1 protein-coding gene is annotated in these 840 nt (G+C 49.4%); it reads left to right on the forward strand.

Annotated features, from left to right (window positions below):
- The first annotated feature begins 127 nt into the window (after positions 1 to 127).
- A complete protein-coding gene (locus HKD28_RS15540) occupies positions 128 to 481 on the forward strand; it encodes a hypothetical protein (RefSeq protein WP_194269107.1) in 354 nt (117 codons plus the stop codon).
- The last annotated feature ends 359 nt before the right edge of the window (positions 482 to 840 follow it).

Below are 840 nucleotides of genomic sequence, written 5' to 3' on the forward strand. Positions count from 1 at the left end.
AACAAGTTAAACCACATAGCAAGACTAAGCGTCTAACCTTTCCAGTATATAGAAACGGTTATGTGTAAGAAACACTGGTGCGCGCTAGTCATCCATCCAATAAAAGTTTTTGAAAGGGGCATACCCTATGAAATTTAATCCACAGTTCAAACTCGTTTTTACAGAACTCCAGACGGTATTTGATTCGGAAGCCCGGAAGAGTGTTCAGGTCGAGACAGTCTTATTCACAGCACCGGCGGAAGTCACTGCACTCTCTCCTTTGAAGGAGGTCAATGGCACCCAGATTGTTGAGCTTGGCATCACACATCAAGCCGTTATGCGATGGCTTCCTGTCAGTCAGAACATGAAATGTCATCGGCAGGTTCGTGGTCCTGATCGCAGTCTTATTCGTGAGAACCTCCGTGTGATATCCTTCCAGCCAATGGGTCAGGGTAATCGCTACATGAGGGTTCAGTTGTCCTTGGATATCTCTGCTGCCTGAGTGTCGGCCATTATATAAGGAGAGCCGTCGGTACTCACCTAGAGATATTTAATAGACACTATTACTACTGTAAGTAGTAACAGAGCCCAGTAAACACCCCTAGATGAATAACGACAAATCTAAACCGGGCTTGACGCCCACGTCTTTTCGCTTTGCTCAAAGACGCGTCGCGTCATCCGGGTTTTTCGCTGTCGCTCTTGGACGTATGGAGCCCTACGGGCTGTGGTCGCCCTACGGGCGCTCACGCTCGCTACGCTCACGCTCTGCGCTCCGTAAGGCTTGCGGCGCAGCCGCATTAATCGCTCGCGCTGAGCGCAGGTAAACCGGGCCACCCTGAATAATGACTTCGATTATCTCTT

The organism is Gluconobacter cadivus (assembly GCF_015244745.1).
Classification (GTDB): Bacteria; Pseudomonadota; Alphaproteobacteria; order Acetobacterales; family Acetobacteraceae; genus Gluconobacter; species Gluconobacter cadivus.

Bases quoted from the DNA above. Each gene is read 5' to 3' on its own strand.
- HKD28_RS15540 (WP_194269107.1), top strand. From the start codon at position 128: ATGAAATTTAATCCACAGTTCAAACTCGTTTTTACAGAACTCCAGACG.